At 61.3% G+C, this 22,134-nt stretch carries 20 protein-coding genes, 2 rRNA genes and 1 riboswitch; of the genes, 14 read left to right on the top strand and 8 right to left on the bottom strand.

Annotation, left to right across the window (positions count from 1 at the left end; all coding sequences use genetic code 11):
• The first annotated feature begins 300 nt into the window (after window positions 1–300).
• A 23S ribosomal RNA gene (locus WDS16_RS15375) occupies window positions 301–3,462 on the top strand.
• Between the two features lie 142 nt (window positions 3,463–3,604).
• A 5S ribosomal RNA gene (rrf, locus tag WDS16_RS15370) occupies window positions 3,605–3,721 on the top strand.
• Window positions 3,722–3,924: 203 nt separating this feature from the next.
• On the opposite strand, the gene WDS16_RS15365 is transcribed toward rrf, so the two are convergent.
• Both WDS16_RS15365 and WDS16_RS15360 read right to left on the bottom strand, forming a co-directional pair.
• Entirely contained in the window at window positions 3,925–4,515 is a 591-nt protein-coding gene (locus tag WDS16_RS15365) for a dihydrofolate reductase family protein (RefSeq protein ID WP_338886109.1), read from the bottom strand.
• Window positions 4,516–5,114: 599 nt separating this feature from the next.
• Window positions 5,115–5,414 (bottom strand): GNAT family N-acetyltransferase, encoded by a 300-nt coding sequence (locus WDS16_RS15360; RefSeq protein ID WP_338886108.1) that lies wholly within the window; start codon window positions 5,412–5,414, stop codon window positions 5,115–5,117.
• Between the two features lie 134 nt (window positions 5,415–5,548).
• Here WDS16_RS15360 and WDS16_RS15355 point away from each other — a divergent pair, with 134 nt between their 5' ends.
• A complete protein-coding gene (locus WDS16_RS15355; RefSeq protein ID WP_338886107.1) occupies window positions 5,549–6,319 on the top strand; it encodes a hypothetical protein in 771 nt (256 codons plus the stop codon).
• Between the two features lie 237 nt (window positions 6,320–6,556).
• Window positions 6,557–6,877 carry a homoserine dehydrogenase gene (locus WDS16_RS15350; protein WP_338886106.1) on the top strand — a complete coding sequence of 107 codons (321 nt, stop codon included), beginning with the start codon at window positions 6,557–6,559 and terminating at the stop codon, window positions 6,875–6,877.
• 5 nt (window positions 6,878–6,882) lie between these two features.
• On the opposite strand, the gene WDS16_RS15345 is transcribed toward WDS16_RS15350, so the two are convergent.
• Window positions 6,883–7,248, bottom strand: a complete 366-nt coding sequence (locus tag WDS16_RS15345; RefSeq protein ID WP_338886105.1) for a helix-turn-helix domain-containing protein — start codon at window positions 7,246–7,248, stop codon at window positions 6,883–6,885.
• A gap of 52 nt (window positions 7,249–7,300) precedes the next feature.
• Here WDS16_RS15345 and WDS16_RS15340 point away from each other — a divergent pair, with 52 nt between their 5' ends.
• Complete coding sequence (locus WDS16_RS15340) at window positions 7,301–7,969, top strand: FMN-dependent NADH-azoreductase (RefSeq protein WP_338886104.1); 669 nt, start codon at window positions 7,301–7,303, stop codon at window positions 7,967–7,969.
• Window positions 7,970–7,979: 10 nt separating this feature from the next.
• Window positions 7,980–9,233, top strand: coding sequence for an LCP family protein (locus tag WDS16_RS15335; protein WP_338886103.1), 1,254 nt, complete (start codon window positions 7,980–7,982; stop codon window positions 9,231–9,233).
• 53 nt (window positions 9,234–9,286) lie between these two features.
• Here the strand turns inward: WDS16_RS15335 and WDS16_RS15330 are convergent, their stop codons facing one another.
• From WDS16_RS15330 to WDS16_RS15315, 4 genes are all read right to left on the bottom strand, one after another.
• Entirely contained in the window at window positions 9,287–10,009 is a 723-nt protein-coding gene (locus tag WDS16_RS15330; RefSeq protein ID WP_338886102.1) for an ABC transporter ATP-binding protein, read from the bottom strand.
• Window positions 10,006–10,854 (bottom strand): ABC transporter permease, encoded by an 849-nt coding sequence (locus WDS16_RS15325; protein WP_338886101.1) that lies wholly within the window; start codon window positions 10,852–10,854, stop codon window positions 10,006–10,008. The genes WDS16_RS15330 and WDS16_RS15325 overlap by 4 nt, the downstream gene beginning before the upstream one ends.
• Window positions 10,832–11,851, bottom strand: coding sequence for an ABC transporter substrate-binding protein (locus WDS16_RS15320; protein ID WP_338886100.1), 1,020 nt, complete (start codon window positions 11,849–11,851; stop codon window positions 10,832–10,834). The genes WDS16_RS15325 and WDS16_RS15320 overlap by 23 nt, the downstream gene beginning before the upstream one ends.
• The gene (locus WDS16_RS15315; RefSeq protein ID WP_338886099.1) at window positions 11,833–12,543 is read right to left on the bottom strand and encodes a TenA family protein; all 711 of its coding nucleotides are present in this window, start codon (window positions 12,541–12,543) and stop codon (window positions 11,833–11,835) included. Before WDS16_RS15315 ends, WDS16_RS15320 begins: the two co-directional genes overlap by 19 nt.
• Window positions 12,537–12,636, bottom strand: a riboswitch (TPP riboswitch). Its footprint overlaps the gene before it by 7 nt.
• 100 nt (window positions 12,637–12,736) lie before the next feature.
• Here WDS16_RS15315 and WDS16_RS15310 point away from each other — a divergent pair.
• Window positions 12,737–13,147, top strand: a complete 411-nt coding sequence (locus WDS16_RS15310; RefSeq protein WP_338886098.1) for a hypothetical protein — start codon at window positions 12,737–12,739, stop codon at window positions 13,145–13,147.
• An 11-nt stretch (window positions 13,148–13,158) separates the two neighbouring features.
• Here WDS16_RS15310 and WDS16_RS15305 read toward each other — a convergent pair whose 3' ends face one another.
• Complete coding sequence (locus WDS16_RS15305) at window positions 13,159–13,809, bottom strand: hypothetical protein (protein WP_338886097.1); 651 nt, start codon at window positions 13,807–13,809, stop codon at window positions 13,159–13,161.
• A 76-nt stretch (window positions 13,810–13,885) separates the two neighbouring features.
• Between WDS16_RS15305 and WDS16_RS15300 the strand changes: the two genes are divergently transcribed.
• From WDS16_RS15300 to WDS16_RS15270, 7 genes are all read left to right on the top strand, one after another.
• Window positions 13,886–15,427, top strand: coding sequence for a carboxylesterase/lipase family protein (locus tag WDS16_RS15300; RefSeq protein ID WP_338886096.1), 1,542 nt, complete (start codon window positions 13,886–13,888; stop codon window positions 15,425–15,427).
• A gap of 56 nt (window positions 15,428–15,483) precedes the next feature.
• Window positions 15,484–17,001 (top strand): ATP-dependent DNA ligase, encoded by a 1,518-nt coding sequence (locus WDS16_RS15295; protein WP_338886095.1) that lies wholly within the window; start codon window positions 15,484–15,486, stop codon window positions 16,999–17,001.
• A 116-nt stretch (window positions 17,002–17,117) separates the two neighbouring features.
• Window positions 17,118–17,957, top strand: coding sequence for a nitrilase-related carbon-nitrogen hydrolase (locus WDS16_RS15290; RefSeq protein ID WP_338886094.1), 840 nt, complete (start codon window positions 17,118–17,120; stop codon window positions 17,955–17,957).
• Between the two features lie 21 nt (window positions 17,958–17,978).
• On the top strand, window positions 17,979–19,400 hold the full coding sequence (hydA, locus tag WDS16_RS15285) for a dihydropyrimidinase (RefSeq protein ID WP_338886093.1): 1,422 nt from the start codon (window positions 17,979–17,981) through the stop codon (window positions 19,398–19,400).
• Window positions 19,401–19,403: 3 nt separating this feature from the next.
• Entirely contained in the window at window positions 19,404–20,435 is a 1,032-nt protein-coding gene (locus tag WDS16_RS15280; protein ID WP_338886092.1) for a TIGR03842 family LLM class F420-dependent oxidoreductase, read from the top strand.
• Window positions 20,432–21,364, top strand: a complete 933-nt coding sequence (locus tag WDS16_RS15275) for an ABC transporter permease (protein WP_338886091.1) — start codon at window positions 20,432–20,434, stop codon at window positions 21,362–21,364. Before WDS16_RS15280 ends, WDS16_RS15275 begins: the two co-directional genes overlap by 4 nt.
• The gene (locus WDS16_RS15270; RefSeq protein ID WP_338886090.1) at window positions 21,361–22,131 is read left to right on the top strand and encodes an ABC transporter ATP-binding protein; all 771 of its coding nucleotides are present in this window, start codon (window positions 21,361–21,363) and stop codon (window positions 22,129–22,131) included. Before WDS16_RS15275 ends, WDS16_RS15270 begins: the two co-directional genes overlap by 4 nt.
• The last annotated feature ends 3 nt before the right edge of the window (window positions 22,132–22,134 follow it).

Below are 22,134 nucleotides of genomic sequence, written 5' to 3'. Positions count from 1 at the left end.
AGTAGATGATGGTGTGGCAGAGCCCGTTTCGTTCCCACATGTGGAACGGCGGGAGCTCACGGGTGGAACACTGACAATCAGACATCGCGTATCGGGGAGTCTTCAATGACTGTCCGGCGGTGGCTATATCGATGCACTGTTGGGTCCTGAGAGAACACGTGAGTGTTTCTTTCTAGGCAAGACATATACAGGCTTTCGCTTTCTAGCAGACCGCATCACTTCGGTGGTGGTCATGGTGTGGAGTGTGGGTGGGAGTGTGTGTGTTGTTTGAGAATTGCACAGTGGACGCGAGCATCTTTATTGTAAGTAGTTTAGAGCGTACGGTGGATGCCTTGGCACCAGGAGCCGATGAAGGACGTAGGAGGCTGCGATAAGCCTCGGGGAGCTGTCAACCGAGCTGTGATCCGAGGGTGTCCGAATGGGGAAACCCAGCACGAGTGATGTCGTGTTACCTGCACCTGAATATATAGGGTGTGTGGAGGGAACGTGGGGAAGTGAAACATCTCAGTACCCACAGGAAGAGAAAACAATTGTGATTCCGTGAGTAGTGGCGAGCGAAAGCGGAGGAGGCCAAACTTTGTGCGTGTGATACCCGGCAGGGGTTGCGTATGGAGGGTTGTGGGGTTTGCTTTGTCGATTCTGCCGGATCGGCCGACAGTGAGAAATCATGGTGTTAGTCGAAGTGGTCTGGAACGGCCTGTCGTAGAGGGTGAGAGTCCCGTAGACGAAAATACTGTGACTGTTGTAGTGGATACCCAAGTAGCAGCGGGCCCGTGAAATCTGCTGTGAATCTGTCGGGACCACCCGATAAGCCTGAATACTCCCTGGTGACCGATAGCGGACTAGTACCGTGAGGGAAAGGTGAAAAGTACCCCGGGAGGGGAGTGAAATAGTACCTGAAACCGTGCGCTTACAATCCGTCAGAGCCTTCGAGTGACTTGTTCGCTGGGGGTGATGGCGTGCCTTTTGAAGAATGAGCCTGCGAGTTAGTGGCATGTCGCGAGGTTAACCCGTGTGGGGTAGCCGTAGCGAAAGCGAGTCCGAATAGGGCGTATCCATGTTATGTGGTGTAGTGGCGTGTTCTAGACCCGAAGCGGAGTGATCTACCCATGGCCAGGTTGAAGCGACGGTAAGACGTCGTGGAGGACCGAACCCACTTAGGTTGAAAACTGAGGGGATGAGTTGTGGGTAGGGGTGAAAGGCCAATCAAACTCCGTGATAGCTGGTTCTCCCCGAAATGCATTTAGGTGCAGCGTCACGTGTTTCTCATCGGAGGTAGAGCTACTGGATGGTCTAGGGGGCTTACCGGCTTACCGAAATCAGCCAAACTCCGAATGCCGATGAGTGAGAGCGTGGCAGTGAGACTGCGGGCGATAAGGTTCGTAGTCGAGAGGGAAACAGCCCAGATCGCCAGCTAAGGTCCCTAAGCGTGTACTAAGTGGAAAAGGATGTGGGGTCGCGAAGACAACCAGGAGGTTGGCTTAGAAGCAGCCACCCTTGAAAGAGTGCGTAATAGCTCACTGGTCAAGTGATCCTGCGCCGACAATGTAGCGGGGCTCAAGTACACCACCGAAGCTGCGGCACTCACACAATAGCCCGCATATCCCTTACGGGGGGTGTGCCAGGTGTGTGGGTGGGTAGGGGAGCGTCGTGCAGCCGTGGAAGCATCGGAGTGATCCAGGTGTGGAGGCTGCGCGAGTGAGAATGCAGGCATGAGTAGCGAAAGACGAGTGAGAAACTCGTCCGCCGAATGACCAAGGGTTCCTGGGCCAGGTTAATCCGCCCAGGGTGAGTCGGGACCTAAGACGAGGCCGACAGGCGTAGCCGATGGACAACGGGTTGATATTCCCGTACCCGTGTGAACGCGCCCATGGTGAATCAGTGACACTAACCACCCTGAATCCACGTTACCGATCTCTTTCGAGAGTGAGGGGTGTGGTGGATGCGTGGGACCTGATCTGGTAGTAGCCAAGCGATGGGGTGACGCAGGAAGGTAGCTGGGCCAGTCAGTGGTAGTACTGGTGTAAGCCTGTAGGGCGAACGGTAGGCAAATCCGCCGTTCATTCGAGCCTGAGAGGTGATGCGTAGCCGATTGAGGCGAATTCAGTGATCCTATGCTGCCGAGAAAAGCCTCTAGCGAGCTTTCACACGGCCCGTACCCCAAACCGACACAGGTGGTCAGGTAGAGAATACTAAGGCGATCGAGATAACTATGGTTAAGGAACTCGGCAAAATGCCCCCGTAACTTCGGGAGAAGGGGGACCTCGTTCGGTGATCACTCTTGCAGTGTGAGCTGGGTGGGGTCGCAGAGACCAGTGAGAAGCGACTGTTTACTAAAAACACAGGTCCGTGCGAAGTCGTAAGACGATGTATACGGACTGACGCCTGCCCGGTGCTGGAAGGTTAAGAGGACCGGTTAACTGCCCTTGTGGTGGTGAAGCTGAGAATTTAAGCCCCAGTAAACGGCGGTGGTAACTATAACCATCCTAAGGTAGCGAAATTCCTTGTCGGGTAAGTTCCGACCTGCACGAATGGCGTAACGACTTCTCAGCTGTCTCAACCATAGACTCGGCGAAATTGCAGTACGAGTAAAGATGCTCGTTACGCGCGGCAGGACGAAAAGACCCCGGGACCTTCACTATAGCTTGGTATTGGTGTTCGGTTCGGTTTGTGTAGGATAGGTGGGAGACTGTGAAGCGGTGACGCTAGTTACTGTGGAGTCGTTGTTGAAATACCACTCTGATCGTATTGGATACCTCAACCTCGGACCATGATCTGGTTCAGGGACAGTGCCTGGTGGGTAGTTTAACTGGGGCGGTTGCCTCCTAAAATGTAACGGAGGCGCCCAAAGGTTCCCTCAGCCTGGTTGGCAATCAGGTGTCGAGTGCAAGTGCACAAGGGAGCTTGACTGTGAGACTGACAAGTCGAGCAGGGACGAAAGTCGGGACTAGTGATCCGGCACCGGCATGTGGAAGCGGTGTCGCTCAACGGATAAAAGGTACCCCGGGGATAACAGGCTGATCTTCCCCAAGAGTCCATATCGACGGGATGGTTTGGCACCTCGATGTCGGCTCGTCGCATCCTGGGGCTGGAGTAGGTCCCAAGGGTTGGGCTGTTCGCCCATTAAAGCGGCACGCGAGCTGGGTTTAGAACGTCGTGAGACAGTTCGGTCTCTATCCGCCGCGCGCGTTAGAAACTTGAGGAAGGCTGTCCCTAGTACGAGAGGACCGGGACGGACGAACCTCTGGTGTGCCAGTTGTTCCACCAGGAGCACCGCTGGTTAGCTACGTTCGGAAGGGATAACCGCTGAAAGCATCTAAGCGGGAAGCCTGTTCCAAGATGAGGTTTCTCACCCCCTCGAGGGGGTAAGGCCCCCGGCAGACCACCGGGTTGATAGGCCAGAACTGGAAGTCGGGTAACCGATGCAGGTGACTGGTACTAATAGGCCGAGGACTTACCATAAAAAAAATGCAAGCGCGTCCACTGTGCAATATCTGAAACAACACACGTTTCAGGTTGTATCGACAATTGAATGAACCAACATGTTCACCAGCACGATCGGTGACACATCTGTTGTGTTCCGTGTGTAACTGTTTCGCAGAGTTACGGCGGCCATAGCGGAGGGGAAACGCCCGGTCCCATTCCGAACCCGGAAGCTAAGCCCTCCAGCGCCGATGGTACTGCACTCGACAGGGTGTGGGAGAGTAGGACACCGCCGAACACAACTTCACAACCAGAACACCCCCGACCCACTGTGGCCGGGGGTGTTTTGCATTCCCACCCCCCACCCGGCCGAGCTGGCACCACTATTACGAACCTGGCACACCCATTCACCTCCGAGAACCCGTCCCAACTCCACAAAAACAGTTCCAGCTCTCCAGCACCCAAAACCCAGGACTGACGGCGGTCGTAGAAAGTGGCGACTCAGACCTCTCGGCGCCGTACCTGATAGCGCAGGTGCAGTACGCGCTTGCCCTGAAGGACCACGTCGGGATCCTCCAACAGGTGCTGCGCGTCGATCGACCCGAAGTAGCGCTTGCCGGCCCCGAGCACGACGGGTGCGACGTCCATGCGGACCTCGTCGATCAGACCCGCGGCAAGCACTTGGCCACCTACGTCACCAGCAGCGACCTCGACGGTGCGGTCGCCCGCAAGCTCCTGCGCCTTGGTCACGGCCGCCTCGACGCCGTCGACGAAGTGGAACGGCGCCTCGGGGTCCCAGCCTTCGGGCTTCGGCCGGTGCGTCACGACGATTACGTGGTCGACTCCGCCCGGCGGCTTCCCGTCCCAGCCGTCCGTCATGTCGAAAACATGGCGGCCGACGATTGTCGCGCCGATCTGGTCCCAGTACGGCCGGGTGTAGTCGTAGGAGGTCTGTGACACCTTCAAGGCGCCGCTCTCGTCCAAGGGCACATCACCGTTGAGCAGCCAGTCGAACAAGGGGCCGGGTTGGTCGTTCACGTCCGCGATGAAGCCGTCCACCGACATCGAGCCGTACAGGACTATCTTGCCCATCAGACGCTCCTCTGCTTCGCGATGCCTCCAAGTTAGCCTGTCGTGGAACTCCGCACCCAGTCGACAAAGAGTTGCTTACTTCCTCGGTACAGGCCCGCTCCAGGAACCCGAACCGCCCCATCCGCACTGCGCCCTTCGGCTACAGGCTCAATCCTGCTGTTCCGAGGCCAGATTCGTCGGGCAATACCGGCTCGGTCGTGTTCGGAATTTAATCGGTGGCGCTGTCGGTCGGTCGTGTTGCATGATGATGTCCGCAACGACACGGACCTGGATGGGAATGGGGTGGGACCTTGGTGGATAACTTGAATACGACTGCGGGTCAACTCTGTTCACGATCCGACGTAGTCGTTCGATTCGCACGATAGCGACGTCCATTCCGCTATCTGTATTCGATTGTGGCAGTGCGATTTCCGCGCGCCCAAATTCCGCTGCGCGCAAGAGTTCCTTCAGGCGCGCGCAATTCGAGGAGCTCGAGATGTACCTGTACGAAAATGTGATCCGGAATCACGAGTTAAGGGTCGCCAAGTCGTTGGAGAGATACGACCTGCGGGAGGGCAAAGACGCCGGGCGTGTCCATGTCTACCCACTGTTCGCAAGAGCTAGGCGTGCGGTTCGGCGGAGGTAAGCAAACTCCCGTACTTGACGGTGTTCGTTTCGATGAATTCCCGGACGAACCAGCAGGATGGAACGACGGTCATTCCGCTGGTTCGTGTGTCGTCGAGGGCATACTCGGTCAGTACCGCGGCGAGGCCTTGGCCGCGGTAATGCGGGAACGTCACGGTGTGGAAGAAGGTGCGCTGCTCTTCGGTCTCGAAGTACTCGGAGATTGCCGCAACCTCCTCGCCCACGTACAGAACGAACCGATGCTGCGCGGCGTCGTGCTCTGTCCGAATCTCCATGCACCGATTGTGCACTGTTCCTGTCTACGGGGTCGGACCACTAGGCTGAGGTCAAAGATCGGAGTCGTGCGCGTGCTACCCGTCGTAGGCACCTCTCCTCAGCTCTACGGGTAGGCAATATCTGAGGAAGCGCTGTGGAAGACGTATCGGAGCAAGGCATAAGGGCATTCATCAGCGCGGTCGTCATGCATGGAGGTCGCGCCGAGAGGTTGACCACGTCGCGGCGTAACCCGGTTCGAGTGTGGGCCGTGGACGGATCGAGCTGTGTCGTCCGCGTCCGGTCCAAGGCAGCGGGAGATTGGAAAGCCCGTCGCCAGGACGAATCGCTGGCCAGCGACGACACAGGCTCGTTGTACTGGGTCTTCGTGGATCTCGGTAAGAGTGAGCCCGATTTCTTCATGGTGTCGTCGGAGGAGATGGCCGCGGACATCAAGGGGGAAGTCGATCTCTGGGTTCAGGAATCCCCGCTGCGCACGCGGACAGGTCACCACGCAATTGCAGTCGGCCGAGTGCAGCACGGACACAACAAGTGGGCCGCCCTCGGTTTGAACGCCGAGGCCGACCCCGAGCTGGCCGAAGAGGCCCGATCGGCGTCGTCGCATCGGATCGGCAAGGTCGTCCGCCGTGCCGGTACCAAACGTGTCGCAGCGGTAGAGGAAGTCATCGATCTTCGCCTACGCGTCGTTGCCGACTTCGACGGCTATCGGCTCAGCGCGAGATTCGACCCGACCAGCACGCGACTGGAGATCGTTCAGGGTCCGATGGAAGGCCGTCGTTTCGAGGATCCGACGGAGGCCGCGAGTGCTGTGGCCACTCACATCAGCGGCGATGTCGAGGTCTTGGACGGCTGGGATTTCTGGGAGCTCGATACTCCGGAACGTCAGCCCATCCGCACGCTCCGGTAGGTCACAACTGGACTCGTCGCAATATTGTGACCAGTCATAGCAATTCTCAAAACAGCGGATGGATCTGGTTTTTCTCTTTATCGTGGGTGAAGTTCCAATTTCACTTCCGAATCGTCGACACCCCTCACCGCGCGAACGGTCTGGTGGGCCGTCAGTGCACAGCTACGTCGTCGATTCGATCCGATCAAGTTCGATGGCGATGCGAGTGGCGTTGTCGACCAGGGAGAGGCCAGCTTCGTGGAGCATTCCTTCCGTTCTCCATCGCTGCACGCATCGCGCTTCGTGATTCTGGTGGCGCAGTTCGTCGACCGACGAATATCGGCCGAACACTTCTCCACCCAGTTCCGCGCTTTGGAACGCTCCGACTCGGGCTACCTCGATCGCGACGTCTCGACGATCGTCCGCAAGTTGTCCGTCGACGTCGGAGCGTATCGAGGGGACGTGAATTTGCTCGGAGTCGACTTCATCGACGGCGAGCAGTTGTGGCGTGCGTCCGGTGAAGCCTTCCGAGATCTGTTGACGCTGCAGTCCGAGCTACTTGGACGCGAAGCGGGTTAGATCCCTCAGGCCTGGAACCGTTCGCGATGTCTGACGAGATCCTCGAGGCGAAATCGACGGTGGGTTCCGCGCATCTCGATCGTCAGTTGTCCTGAGTCGGCCAGCCGACGCACATAAGTGTCGGAAACACCGAGGATCTCAGCAGCCTGCGATGTCGTCAGGAGTTCGTCGACCGGCCCGATCGTCACCGCGGTTCCGCTGGCGAGTTGCCGCAACAGCTCTATGACAGCTTTTCGGGCGGGTTCGTCTATGTCGAGTTCGACGCCGTCGATTGCCAGCGTCGGGACGCGGTCGTCCAGACTCCCGATGATCGAGGTGACTTTCCTGGCGTCGTGATGTGGCAGCGCCGAGGCGATGTACCGGTGGTCCATGTCGCCGACCCTACTGGGCATACTTGTGACAGCCCCAGTAGAAGGAGAACCTGTGCCACAGCTGTTGCATCTCGATTCGTCCGCCGATCTCGACAGCTCGGTCAGTAGAGCCGTCACTGGGCAGTTCTCGGACGTCTGGCACGCTCTCGGCCCAGATCACTCTGTGATCTATCGAGACCTCCATCGCGACGCACCGCCTCATCTCCCGACGTCGGCGCTGCATTGGGCCCCGCACCTCCGCACAGCGAACGAGGTCGCACCCCCAGCTGCCGAAGCGCTGCAGAAAGAGCTCATCGACGAACTGGTCTCGGCCGACGTCGTTCTGATCGGCGCGCCGATGTACAACTGGTCGATCCCGTCGACACTCAAGGCGTGGATCGACTACATCCATGTACCCGGAATCACGGTTCCGTTCGACGCTCCGACTCGTCCGCTCGAGGGCAAGCCTGTCGTCGTAGTGTCCTCCCGCGGCAACCAGTACGGACCAGGGACGCCGGACTTCGGCGCCGACCACACGGTTGCCCAGTTGCAGCAAGTGCTCGGCTCGGCACTGGGTATGGACGTACACGTCGTGACGGTGGATCTGACCCTGGCGTCCCGTGTTCCTGCATTGGCGCCGCTGGCTCCACGGGCAGAGGCCAGCCTGTCCGACGCTCGCGCCAGCGTGACGGGACTCGCTACTCGATTGGGTGGCGCCCCAGCGTCCGACGAGCTCGGCTGAGGTCTGATCGGTGCATGCGGACGACAGGCTCGGCGCCGGACGGCATCGATCGACTTCAGGCAGGCACCGATCTACTCCGCACCAACGGCAGTCCTCGCGTAGGCCGTGGGTCGTTCGTGCCGTGCGAACCGTCGTCGGGCTGGCTGCGGTATCGGCGCTCCTGGTCAGTGGGGTCGGATGGACGGTCTACCGGGAGGCGACGACAGGCCTGACGACATCGGACGCTCTGATCGATCTACCGGACAACCGACCGGCTCGGAACGGCGCGGACACCAACATATTGCTTATCGGACTGGACAGTCGAAAAGACATGGACGGCAACGATCTTCCTGCGGGGTTCGTCACCGATACGTTGCATGCGGGGGACAGCGATGTCGGCGGCTACAACACCAACACGCTGCTGTTGCTGCACCTTCCCGCGGACGGTGGCCGCGCGAAGGCAATTTCGATTCCGCGTGACGACTACGTCGACGTGCCGGGTTACGGCAAGCGGAAGATCAAAGAGGCATACGGTCTCGCCAAAGCGGATGCCGATTCCGAACTCGTCGACGAAGGTGTGACCGACCAGGCGCCGCGGGAGCGTCGCGCCCGGGAGGCTGGTCGACGCTCCACACTGACCGCTGTGCAGCAGCTGTTGAGGGTACCGATCGATCACTTCGCGGAGGTCAACCTGCTCGGCTTCTATGACGTAGCGAACGCAGTCGGGCCGATTCAGGTGTGCCTGCAGGACGCGGTCGACGACGACTACTCAGGGGCGCGGTTCGCCGCAGGCTTACAGACGATCGACGCGACCCAAGCACTGTCGTTCGTGCGACAACGTCATGGGTTGGCAAACGGAGACCTGGACCGGACCAAGCGACAACAGGCATTCGTCGCAGGGGTGATGTCGAAGCTGAAGGAGTCCGGCATTCTCGGCAACCTGGGAGAGCTTCGTGCTCTGGTGGCGGGCACCAAGCAAGACGTCGTCATCGACAGCGGGCTCGACCCCGTATCCCTGATCTCCGACGCTGGAAGTGTCGTGGACGGGAACATCGACTTCTACACCCTCCCCGTGGAGGGCTACGAGACGGTGGATGGGCAGGACGTCAACATCGTCGACGTCGACCGGCTCCGCGCCGAGACCGCCGCCATCCTCGACCCGTCGGCGGAGCAGGTGCAGCCCACCCAGTCTCCAGGGCCTGCCGCCGACCCGGCTCCTGGTTCCGATTCGGATTCGGCAACGGCTGGCGCCCACGTCGACGGCGGGGTTCCCTGCGTGGCCTAGTTTTCGTGTCGGGCGTGAATCTGTGTGCGGCGCACATCCGTGCACGACAAACATCAATGCGCGATGTTGATCAGTACATCCATCAGCTCGGCTTCGACGGCGGCAAACTCCGGTGTCGTCACGATCAGAGGATCACGTGGCCGCGGTAGGGGAACAGAAACCTGGCGTCGAACACGAGCAGGCTTGTCCGACAACACGATCACCCGATCCGACAGATACACGGCTTCACGGATGTCGTGGGTGATCATGAGTGCTGTCCACCCGTACTCGAGCCACATGTCCTGAAGCCAGCGCTGCATGCCGGTGCGGGACAACGAGTCGAGTGCACCGAACGGCTCGTCGAGAAGCAGTAGGTCGTGTCCTTGTACGACGGTGCGGAGCATTGCCGCGCGCTGGCGCATGCCGCCGGACATCTCCGACGGCCGTGCCTTCTCGTACCCGTCCAGCCCGAAGGTGGGAAACAGAGCGAGGGCCATTTCTCTGGCCTTCTTCTTCGGCATGCCTCGAACCTCGAGGCCCAGAGTTGTGTTGTCCAGTACCGTTCGCCACGGAAACAACAGGTCATTCTGCGGCATGTATGCGCTCTCCGGTGCTTCGACTACACCCGAGTCCGGGGTGTCCAGACCTGCGAGCATGTTGAAGATCGTGCTCTTACCTGACCCGCTCGGTCCGATCACCGATACGAATTCACCGGGTTCGACATCGAAGTTCACGCCGGCGAGCACGTCGCGTCCGCCGAAGGACTTGGTGAGATCCGATACGTGCACTCTGCTCATCGGGGGCGTTCTTCCGGAGATCGGGTTTCCAGAGCCCACGGTGCGACCAGACGCTCGACGGCGTAGGTCAGCAGAAACAACGTCACGCTGATCACCGCGGTCACAAGCACCGCGGCCAGCACGAGATCGGTTCGGAACGAGTTCTTCTGCTGACTCATGTAGATGCCGAGTCCGGCACTTGCGCCCGCATACTCGGCGAAGATCGCGCCGACGACCGCATAGGTGACTCCGATGCGGAGCGAGGTGAAGAACCGGGGCATCGCCGACGGCAGTCGAACGTAGCGAAATTGCTGCCAGCGGCTGGCTCCCATGCTCGCCAGCAAGGAACGGGCATCGCGATCGGCTGCGGCGAAGCCTTCGATGAGCCCGATGGCCATCGGAAAGAACGTCGCCAGCGCGATCACGAGGATCTTGGGCAGTAGTCCGAAGCCGAACCAGATGATCAACAGCGGAGCAATGGCGATGATCGGCAGCGTCTGCGACACCACGAACAGAGGGACTACCGCACGTCGCAACCAGGGCGAGAAATCCACGGCCACCGCAAGAATCCACGCGACGAGCAATGACACTGCGAATCCGACGATAGTCACCTGCACCGTTGCTGCTGCGTTCTCGGCAATGGCGTCTCGATGCGCCCAACCCTGACTGGCGATGCGTGACGGCGACGGCAGTACCTGAGGCCTGATGCCGCTGACCGTGACGTAGATCTGCCACGCAGCGACGAGAACGAGAACGATCGTCGCCGACGGGATGGCGAATCGGATGGCGGCGCCGAGACGACGGTCGGTGGGGCCGGCCGGTTCGGCCACACCGACTGCCGAGCTACTGACCGCTGAGGTACTCATCGGTGAAGTAGGTGGACCAATCGGGCTCGGTGTCGAGCGCATTGCCACCTTCGTCGACGAGAACACCGTTCTCGTACAGGAATTTCGAGTATTCGGTCCACTTGGCGAGATCCTGCCCGCCGACGGTGCCCGCTGCGTCCTTCATGTACTTCTCGGCCAGCATGTGCTGGCTTTCGAACACCAGGGACTCGTCGGTGAACGTGCCAGGATTGGCATCGATGATGTCCTGAGCGGCGCGCTCTGGTTCGTCGGCCGCGAACTGGTATCCGCGCTGCAACGCCTGGACGAACTTCCTTCCCTCCTCAGGATTGTCGGCAAGCCAGTTTTCGTTTCCGCTGATCGTGATCGCGTACGCGTCGGGGAAGCCGTAGTCCGTGCTTTCGAAGTACTTCATCGGCGTCCCGCTGTGTTCGGCCTCGAGGCCTTCCCACGCGAGGTACGACACGGTGAAGTCGGCAGTACCCGAGTACACGGCCTCGTACGCAGAGGTGCCGAGCACGACGGTCTCGTATTCGCCGGTACCACCGTCGTTCTGAATGATCTGACGTAGTCCGGCTTGTTCACCGGTATCTCCGAAGCCGGCGTACACCTTGCCGTCCAGTGCCTTCGGGCTGGGAATGTCGTCGCGGTCGGCGCGTACGCCGATCGCGGTTGCCCAGTGTTGAAGTGGCGCAAGTACCGAAATTATCTGCGCACCTGCGGATTTCGCGAATGTCGTAGAGCTTTGAGTGCTGATACCGAACTCGGCATTGCCCGAGTCGACGAGTGTGTCCGGTGAGGTGTTGTTGTAGGGAAGCACCTCGACGTCGAGTCCGGCGTCGGCGAAGTAACCCTCTTGAAGCGCCACATACAATCCGGTGTGATTGGTGTTCGGAGTCCAGTCCAGAGCGAACCGGATGTTGTCCGTATCGTTCGTCTGCGCACAGGATGACAGACCGAGGATCGACACCGCTGCGATGGACATAGCGAATAGTTTTCTCACAGCGACACCGGCCATGGTGTCGGATGCAATGCGGTGTCCCAGAACATCAGCTCGTATCGAGTGGCCGACACGAAGGATCGGATCATCGCCTCGCGCTGAGCCTCGGTCGCGAGCGTCGCAGCCTCGTCGACGAGGCTGCGCGCACCGTCGACGACAGTGCGAAACTCTTCGGAGTCGTACGTCGAAACCCAACGCGCATAGGGATGTTCAGGGTCCGCCAGCAATACATCCCTGGCGGCGCCCGACAGTCGGACGGCCACGTCCGCGTAGATCCAGAAGCACGGCAGAACCGCCGCTGCCGCAACCGCGTACGGTTCTGTCGCTGCTGTGGCGATCAGGTACGAGACGTATCCCAAGCATGCCGACGAGTGTTCGGCGCGTGAATTCGCGTTGGGGAGTAGGTCGCTCGACAGTAGCGAGTGGTGAAGTGAGGCTTCCTCGACGGCGCCGGCCGCCGAGGCAGCCCAGAACGCCGCCGTGGTCGCGTCGGGTGCCTTAGAGGCGAGGATCGACAATGCCTTGGCGTATCCGGCCAGGTAGAGCTCGTCCTGCTCGATATAGGTGCGGAACGCGTCGAGCGGCAAGGAGCCGTCGCCGAGTAGTCGCAGAAACTTCAAGTCGTCGATTGCGGCGCGTAGCTCGGCCGTTGCTTCCCACAATCGATCCGTATGGCGGACAGAGTCCACCGAGTGCACAGGCGTAGTCATCGCCTCGACATCCCTTCGTCAGCATTACCTGCATCAGGTTCGACGGGTGTGATCTCAGCATCCGCATGTACGGACGCACCCCGTGTCAGAACATCGCCGACCATACATCATCGCGTCCGGCGGTCCGCACGTGAGCACAGACGGAGGCCGGATTTTCCCGCGCACGTGGTCGGGCCGGACGTAGGCTACGCCGATGAGCACAGCCCGCACGTGTACCAGAGCCGCAGCGGCCATCGGAGTTACAGCTGGGATCATCCTGGCCGGTAGTGGCATCGCGAACGCCGACGAGTGGCCCCCGATCCCGGACTATCCGAGCCCCAGCGTGCCCTTCGAAACCAAGAACTTCCTGACGCCCACCGATCCGGCCTACTGGAATCCGTTGCTCGCAGAGAACCGGTTGACCTCGCCGTACGGTACCGATACGAGGATCGTGTGTACCGCGTTTCACGGTGTGCTCACCGGATGCTGGCAGGCCGACGAACAGGGCAACCCGCACAAGCTCGTCGCGTTGCCGTTCGATTTTCCGAATGTCACGGGATCGTCGATGCCTGGTGGCGGCCCGCAGCACTTCGTCTACCCGGGGTTCATTCCAGGAATCGGCTGAGCCAAGAAGTTCTACTTCAGTTCGAACGCCGAGTCCGACACGGTGAATCCGTGACCGACTTGGTCCGCGCAGCTGACGCCGGTCTTTTCCTCGACCCGGCACGTCAACCCGTTCGAGCTGCCCGAGCCAGGAATCGACAGCGTCTCGCCGTACGGCAGTGCGCGTGCCGTGCCGTCGAACCGGTGGAAGCGGGGATCTCCCGAGCTGAGAAATCGGGCAGGCGACCCTGCGGTCAGCTCGATGGTATTCGGCGCGACCCGGGAATCAGGAGCCCCGCTGCCCTCGACGCGTGGAGCGGTCGACGGGAATTCTCCGTGGCAGCCGGCAACGGACGTCACGGTGACGAACACGGCACACTCGAATTTCCCACTCGGAGAGGTGAAGTAGTAGAAGCCGTCGTTTCCTTCGAATCGCGAGGCGTCGGCGGTGGGCGGAGCTGTGGTGGTGGTACTGGGTCGTTGCGACGAACTACTGCTCGGTGTCCCCGTCGTGCTCGGTGTCCCAGTAGTGGTCGGGCTGGTAGTGCGGACAACGGACGGTGGATCGGTGTCGACGGTCGCGAGCGGCGCTGTCGCCGTGCCGTCGACGTCGGAGCTGCAGCCGGCGAGAAGTACCGCCCACAGAGCACACGCTGAGCCACCGTATGCCCGCAGTCGGTTCATGTCGCCAGCATAAACAAGCGAACCCGCTCATCTGGAGTTGGTACGTTGGCGTTCGTCGAGCAACGAAGGAGGTGCCATGGGTGACGCGACTTGCCGAGTGGCCACTCCCTACGGGGACGTGGTCGGCTATATGGACGGCACCGTGTACGCGTGGAAGGGCATCCCCTACGCGGCGGCACCCGACGGCGAGCATCGATTCCGATCTCCACGCCCGGCCGAGCCCTGGTCGGAGCCGTTGGATTGCCGAAAGTTCGGCGCGGTCGCTCCGCAAGGACTGGACAATCCTGTCCCGATGGACCCCGACATTCCAATGGCGGAGGACTGTCTGTCGGTGAATGTGTGGGCGCCCGAGCCCGACGGAACTCCGCGTCCGGTCATGGTCTGGATCCACGGCGGTGCGTATTCGCTCGGGTCCGCAGCGCAGAGCGTGTACGACGGGCGCAACCTCGCCGAAGTCGGCGATCTGATCGTCGTGACCGTCAACTATCGAATCGGCGCCTTCGGATTCCTCGACCTGTCGTCGTTCTCGACGGACGACACCGTGTTCGAATCGAATCTTGGTCTTCGCGACATGATCGCTACGCTGGAATGGGTCCAGCGGTGTGTCGAGGCGTTCGGCGGCGATTCCTCGAACGTGACGGTGTTCGGCGAATCCTCCGGCGGCGCGTCGGTGACGACGCTGATGACCTCGCCGAAAGCCGAGGGACTCTTCCATCGCGCCATCGTGCAGAGCGCCCCGGCGACGTCGGTGTACGGGCCCGAACGTGCAGCTCAGGTGGCGTCGCGATTCCTGGAACTGCTCGACATCACCCCGGACCGAGTGCACGAACTGAAGTCCATCGACTTCATGCGTGTCGTCGAGGCCGGCGACACGCTGTGCTACGAAGTCCCGACGAGGGTGCCGGGGACGTTGGGCATCGCCCCCGTCGTCGACGGTGACATAGTGCCGCGCTATCCGGTCGCGGCGTTCCAGAAGGGCTTCGCCCACCGCATCCCGATGATCATCGGAACCAACCACGACGAGGCGTCGATATTTCGTCTGATGAAGTCTCCTCTGATGCCCGTCACTTCGGACACCGTCTCCGAAATGTTCAGGGCGATCGCGAACGACCACGCGGAATTGCCGGCCTTCCGTGTCGCCGAAATCATGTCTGCGTATCCGGATCGATCCAAAACTGCTGGTGCACTGGCGATGTCCCGGGATGCCGGTTTCAAGATGCCGAGTCTGTGGATCGCAGACGCGCACAGCAGACACTCGCAGGTCTGGATGTATCGGTTCGACCACGCGACACCCATGCTCAAGGCCGCTCGGATCGGCGCCGGCCATGCGACCGAATTGCCCTACGTCTTCGGCAATTTCGGTACGTTGAACCGGGATCCTACGTTCTGGCTCGGTGGTCGTAAGGCCGCGATGGCCGTCTCCGCCAGGGTGATGAAGCGGTGGGTAGCGTTCGCCCGGCACGGTGTTCCCGCAACTCTCGATGGCGGCAAACACTGGCCTCTGTACGTCGAACCGAGGCGTGCGACTCTGGTGATCGATGGGCAGGATGCCGTCGTCGACGATCCGGACGGTGAAATGCGGGCCGCGTGGGGAGACCGGGTGCTCGGCTTCAGCTGACTACTGGGTTTCGACTACGGCGGTTGAAGCCGGACGATTCCGGCTACCTTTCTACTGTGCTGTTCACTCGAATCGTCGATACCTCGGTTGCTGTGGGCGCCACGCGTTCACGCAAAGCCAAGATCGGTGCATTGCAGACGTTGCTCGCCGAACTCGACAGCACGGACATCGACACCGTCGTGTCGTGGCTGTCGGGGGAGTTGCCGCAGGGTCGGATCGGCGTCGGGTGGCGGACTCTTGCCGATATCGATGTTGCGCCTGCCTCTGTCGGCACACTGACGATCGCCGAGGTCGACGGTGCGATCTCGGCCGTCGCCACGACCTCCGGATCCGGATCGGCTGCGCGGCGGCGTGAACTGCTCGTCGAGCTGCTTGCGTCGGCGACCGCGGACGAACGCCAGTTCCTCGTCCGATTGATGACCGGTGAGCTCCGGCAGGGTGCGTTGGAGGGAATCATGACCGACGCCATCGCCAAGGCCGCCGGTCTCGAGCTCGCGCCGGTGCGACGAGCGTTCATGCTGTCCGGAACACTCTCGGCGACGGCGACTGCAGCGCTGACCAAGGGAGCAGAGGCCCTGGCGCAGTTCGGTCTCGAGGTCGGTCGGCCGGTTCGACCGATGCTGGCGTCTCCGGCGGAGACGCTGGAGGCCGCGTGGAACGAACTGGATGGCGATGTCAGTGTCGAGTACAAGCTCGACGGTGCACGAATTCAGGTACATCGGAGCGGCCACGACGTGCACATTTACACGCGCACCCTGCGTGAGATCACCGACAGTGTGCCCGAGTTGGTGGAGTTGATCCGCGGGCTGCCGTGCACCTCGGTCGTGCTCGACGGCGAAACCCTCGCGTTGACCGACAGTGGACGACCGAGACCATTCCAGGAAACGATGAGCCGGTTCGGCGCACAGAGCACCCACGAACTGCTGCTGCGCCCCTACTTCTTCGACTGCATCCACCTCGACGGCGTCGACCTGTTGGACGAACCGCTTCATACGCGGCTCGACGCGCTCGCACGCGTTGCGCCCGGTCACCGCATTCCGGCCCTACTACGTCCCGACGCCGACGCCGCAGCCGCACATTTCGACGATGCCCTCGGCGCCGGACACGAGGGCGTGATGATCAAGTCGTTGTCGTCGAGCTATGCGGCGGGCCGTCGGGGACGCACCTGGCAGAAGGTCAAACCCGAGCACACACTCGATCTCGTCGTCCTGGCAGCGGAGTGGGGCTACGGCAGACGCACCGGTTGGCTGTCGAATCTACATCTCGGTGCTCGTGATCCGGACGGTGGACCGCCGATCATGGTCGGCAAGACCTTCAAGGGTCTGACCGATGCCCTGCTGCAGTGGCAGACCGACGAGTTCCCGCAGCACGAGCGTTCGCGCGACGAACACACCGTGTATCTGAACCCGGATCTGGTCGTCGAGATCGAACTCGACGGCGTTCAGGTCAGCAGTCGATACCCGGGTGGCGTAGCGCTGAGATTCGCACGCGTACTGCGTTATCGGCCCGACAAGAGCGCGGCCGAAGCGGACACGATCGAGGCGGTCAGGTCGTTGCTGCTCCCGTCGACCTGAGTCGTTACTCGGTCGAAACTTCGCTACGTCATGTTGTAACACGATTGACCTCACGTTCTCCCCGTGCATCACTTATGTTGAACATGCACGTGACGCGAGGAACGGAGTGACACAGCATGTCAACAGTTCGAGCGGCCCTGGTTCAGACTAATTGGACCGGTGACAAAGAGACCATGATCAAGGCGCACGAGGACTATGCCCGAAGTGCAGCCGAGCAGGGCGCGAAGGTCGTCTGTTTCCAGGAACTGTTCTACGGTCCGTACTTCTGTCAGTTGCAGGACTCCAAGTTCTACGAGTACGCCGAGTCTGTGCCGGGGCCCACCGTCGACCGTTTCGCGGCCCTGGCCAAGGAACTCGGTATCGTCATGATTCTACCGGTGTACGAGCAGGAACAGCCAGGCGTTCTGTACAACACCGCGGCTGTCGTCGACGCTGACGGTACCTACCTGGGCAAGTACCGCAAGCACCACATTCCGCACGTGAACGGCTTCTGGGAGAAGTTCTATTTCCGTCCGGGCAATCTGGGGTGGCCGGTGTTCGATACCGCGGTCGGGCGAATCGGGGTGTACATCTGCTACGACCGTCACTTCCCCGAGGGGTGGCGTGCCCTCGGTCTGGCGGGAGCCGAAATAGTGTTCAATCCCTCGGCAACCTCACGCGGCCTGTCCAACTACCTGTGGAAGCTCGAGCAGCCCGCCTCGGCGGTGGCCAACGAGTACTACATCGGCGCGATCAACCGCGTCGGGATCGAGGCCGACTACGGAGACGACGATTTCTACGGCACCAGCTACTTCGTCGACCCCGAGGGGAAGTTCGTCGGCGACGTCGGCTCCGATACCGAACCCGAGGTGATCGTCCGGGACCTCGATATGGATCTGATCAAGGTCGTCCGCGATAGGTGGGCGTTCTACCGCGACCGTAGACCCGATGCGTACGCGCCTCTGGTGGAACCCTGATGATGCGGCGGGAGTACTGACATGGGTACCACTTTCGTGCACGGCGGCACCGTCGTATCCCCGACGGGCACACAACTGCTCGACGTTCTGATCGACGGCGACACCATTGTTGCTGTGCTGCAACCAGGATCCACCGCTGTGGCCGCCGACCTGACGCAGTCAGCGGATACGGTGATCGACGCGACGGGAAAGTACGTTCTCCCGGGTGGCGTCGACGGACACACGCACATGGAGATGCCGTTCGGTGGCACATTCGCATCCGATACCTTCGAAACCGGAACGAGAGCGGCGGCGTGGGGCGGAACCACAACGATCGTCGATTTCGCCATTCAGACTCCGGGGCAACGAGTTCAGGACACCCTGGCCCAGTGGCACGAGAAGGCGGCGGGGCAGTGCGCCATCGACTACGGGTTCCATCAGATCATCGGCGAGGTCGACAGTGACTCGCTCAAAGCGATGAGTGAGTTGGTCTCCGAGGGTGTGACGAGCTTCAAATTGTTCATGGCGTATCCAGGGGTGTTCTACTCCGATGACGGAAAGATACTGCGCGCCATGCAGACTGCAGCCGAGACCGGCGCGCTGCTGATGATGCACGCCGAGAACGGAATCGCCATCGATGTACTCGTCGCCCAATCGGTCGCGAGAGGTGACACTGCGCCGTACTTCCACGGCACCTCTCGTCCCTGGCAGCTCGAAGAAGAGGCCACTCATCGGGCGATCATGCTCGCGAACGTCACCGGCGCGCCGCTCTACGTCGTGCACGTCTCGGCAAAACAGGCCCTCGAACAGATCGCGCACGCACGCGGTAACGGGCAGAACGTCTTTGCCGAAACGTGTCCGCAGTATCTGTACCTCTCGCTCGAAGAACAGCTCGGGGCTCCGGGATTCGAGGGAGCCAAATGGGTTTGCTCGACGCCCCTCCGATCACGCGCGGAAGGTCATCAGGACGAGCTCTGGCGCTATCTTCGCACCGGCGATGTCGCCACCGTCAGCACCGACCATTGCCCGTTCTGTATGAAGGACCAGAAGGAAATGGGCATCGGCGATTTCTCGAAGATCCCCAATGGAATCGGATCCGTCGAACACCGCATGGATCTGATGTTCCAAGGCGTCAAGACCGGCAAGATCACGCTCGAGAAGTGGGTCGAGGTGTGCTGCACGACGCCTGCGCGCATGTTCGGGATGTACCCGAAGAAGGGCATCGTCTCTCCTGGCGCCGACGGCGACCTCGTGATCTACGACCCGAACGGTCACACCAGCATCGGACTCGGAAAGGCGCACCACATGAACATGGACTACTCCGCCTACGCGGGGTTCGAGATCGACGGTCACGTCGACACCGTCATCTCACGGGGGCGCGTGATCGTCGACGACGGTGCGTACGTCGGCGCCGCTGGCCACGGCCAATTCGTCAAACGATCCCTGTCGCAGAATCTCGTGTGACACATGGATATCGGAGTCGTGCTGCAATGCAACCCGCCCGCATCGCGCGTCGTCGATCTTGCGAGACGAGCCGAAACGCATGGATTTTCGCACGTATGGACTTTCGACTCGCACCTGCTGTGGCAGGAACCGTACGTCATCTACAGCCAGATCCTCGCCGAGACCAGACGCGTGACGGTCGGTCCGATGGTGACCAATCCCGCTACCCGAGACTGGACGGTGACGGCGTCGATCTTCGCAACTTTGAACGAGATGTTCGGCAACCGCACAATCTGTGGGATCGGCCGAGGGGACTCGGCAGTTCGCACTCTCGGTGGCAAACCGACATCGCTCGGCACCCTGCGAGAGTCGATTCACGTCATCCGTGAACTTGCCAACGGTCGGTCGGTGGCACTCGGCGACACCACCGTGCAGTTTCCGTGGGCCGGAGCGTCGACACTCGAGGTCTGGGTTGCTGCCTACGGACCGAAGGCGCTCGACCTCACCGGTGAGGTTGCCGACGGATACATTCTGCAGCTCGCCGACCCGGATATCGCGTCGTGGACGATAGGTCGAGTCCGCGCTGCCGCGGAGGCCGTGGGGCGTGATCCGTCGTCGATCAAGTTCTGCGTTGCGGCGCCCGCCTACGTCACCGACGGTAGCGCGGCAGCCTTGGCGCACGCGCGTGATCAGTGTCGCTGGTTCGGTGGGATGGTCGGAAACCACGTCGCGGACCTTGTCGCTCGCTACGGTCACCACAGTGGCGGCATCCCCCCGGCGCTGACGGACTACATCGATTCCCGCAGCGGGTACGACTACAACGAGCACGGCAAGTCCGGCAATTCGCATGCCGAGTTCGTGCCCGACGAGGTGATCGATCGTTTCTGCCTGCTCGGCAGCCCAGCCGAACATCTGTCGAAACTGAAGGACTTGGAGAAGCTCGGAGTCGACCAGTTCGCGGTCTACCTCCAACACGATGCCAAGTCGGCGACGCTCGAATCCTATGGTGAGCACATCATTCCGTTCATCGGCGAACAGGTGACGGCGACCTCGTGACGGGTATCGACGTTGCGGCGGTGGTGATTCCGCCGCGGAGTCGTGCGCGTGGTCTCCGGAGGCCGACCATGGCCGTCGCCGCGATCGTGTTGATCCTGCTGGTCTGGGAGCTCGTCAAGGTCACCGTTCCGACGAATGGCGTGTCGGTGGCCAGTGTCCGAATCCTGCCTCGCACCGACGACGGAGCCCTGCCGCACGTCTGGGCGGTAGTGGGTGTCTTGACCGATCCCGAGGTGAACGTCGCAGGTGCCCGCTCGGTGGGTGCAGCGATCCTGGCGAGCGGAGCGTTCACGTTCGGATTGGCGATTGCAGGATTCGTCCTGGGGACTGCAGTCGGATTGGTGCTCGCCATCGCGATGCAGAGGTTCATCTGGGCCGAACGCGCTCTTCTGCCCTACGTCATCGTTTCTCAGACGGTCCCGTTGATCGCGTTGGCACCGTTGGTGGCGGGATGGGGCGGCAAGATCGCGGTCGCCGGATACGCGTGGCAACCGTGGATGAGCATCACCGTGATCGCGTCGTATCTCGCATTCTTTTCGGTGGCTGTGGGTATGCTGCGGGGGCTTCGCTCGCCGACTCCGGCTGCCCTCGAACTGATGCACTGTTACGGCGCCGGGTGGTGGTCGACACTGACGCGGGTTGGATTTCCCGCGTCGATTCCGCACCTGATACCAGCGCTGCGTCTGGCGGCCGCAGCATCGGTGATCGGCGCCGTCGTCGCCGAAATCTCCACGGGCACAACCGGTGGCATCGGACGACAGATCATGGTCTTTTCCCAACAGGCCACCGGCAATTCCTCGCGGTTGTATGCAGCGGTTCTCGGGGCGGCGATACTCGGTCTGATCGTGACCGGGCTGGTAGGGCTGCTCGAATACTCGTTGGGCCGGTACGCGGGCCGCTTTCCCCGAGTGCGGGGTGACGAGCGATGACAGTGGATGCGGTCGTCGTGAACGACGTGGCCAAGGTGTTCGATTCAGCGGGTGTAACCGCCCTGCAGGACATCGACCTGACGGTGTCCGCAGGAGAGTTCGTCTCCCTCATCGGGCCGTCGGGATGTGGCAAGTCGACGCTGTTGCGCATCGTCGCCGATCTCGAACAACCGTCGTCGGGAAGCGTGTCGGTGTTCGGGAAGACTCCCCGGCAGGCTCGCCTCGACCAGGACTACGGAATTGCGTTTCAGCAAGCAGGTCTGCTGGATTGGCGGACTGTTCGAGCCAACGTCGAACTGCCGTTGGAGCTGCACAAGATGTCGAAGTCCGAGCGACGGCAACGGTCGGACGAGTTGTTGGGGTTGGTAGGTCTGACCGACTTCGCAGACCGATTCCCGACCGAACTGTCTGGTGGAATGCAGCAACGCGTCGCGATCGCTCGATCCCTCGCGCGGACTCCGCAGTTGCTGCTGATGGACGAGCCGTTCGGCGCGCTCGACGAGATGACGCGCGAGCGAATGCAGGACGACCTGCTGCGAATCGCCGAGGAGACCGCTGCTGCAGTCATTTTCGTGACCCACTCGATTCCCGAAGCTGTCTACCTGTCGGATCGGGTCGTGGTGATGTCCGCGCGGCCCGGGCGAATCCTTGGTGTGCTCGCGATGGACAAGACCTCGATATCCGGAGGAGATCCGCGAGAAAGCCAGTCGTTCTACGCGTCTGTCACCTCGGTACGCGAAGTGCTGCACAGCAGGTCGATGCCATGAAGG

This window comes from Rhodococcus sovatensis (assembly GCF_037327425.1).
Taxonomy (GTDB): Bacteria; Actinomycetota; Actinomycetes; order Mycobacteriales; family Mycobacteriaceae; genus Rhodococcoides; species Rhodococcoides sovatense.
This window is presented reverse-complemented; position numbering and strand designations above follow the sequence as displayed.